Origin of the sequence: Rossellomorea aquimaris, from assembly GCF_001877785.1 — a bacterium.
GTDB classification, from domain to species: domain Bacteria; phylum Bacillota; class Bacilli; order Bacillales; family Bacillaceae_B; genus Rossellomorea; species Rossellomorea aquimaris_A.
In genome coordinates this window covers 1-411 of sequence record NZ_MINN01000021.1, presented here as the reverse complement: position 1 = coordinate 411, position 411 = coordinate 1, and the positions used below count along the sequence as shown (strand labels likewise).

At 49.6% G+C, this 411-nt stretch carries 1 pseudogene; it reads left to right on the top strand.

Annotated features, from left to right (window positions below):
- Positions 1 to 111: 111 nt before the first annotated feature.
- Positions 112 to 411 (top strand): annotated as a pseudogene (locus BHE18_RS00670) (neutral zinc metallopeptidase); the annotation flags it as partial.

Genomic DNA, 411 nt, shown 5'->3' with positions numbered 1-411 from the left:
ACGAGAGACATGCTAGTGGTGATATCCGGGGTGATGTTTAGTCAGGTGACGGCACACACAGTAGAGTAGGCATGAATTATTTGTTTCAAGGTGAAGATGTTTTTTTTGGACGTACAGCAGGCGCGTAATCAGCTAAGCGAGACGGAATACAACCAATTGCAAGTGCGTCTGGAGTTGCAGGCGGATTATTTATCGGGCGTCTGGGCACATCACGCTCAAGGCATGGGGTATTTAGAAGAAGGCGATTTGGAAGAAGCGTTGACTGCGGCAAGTGCAGTTGGCGATGATACGATCCAGAAGCGGACGCGTGGCTATGCCGTTCCGGAAAGCTTTACGCACGGTACTTCGGAGCAGCGCAAAGAATGGTTCTATAAAGGCTTTCAAGCAGGTGATCTCAATAGCGGCAATACC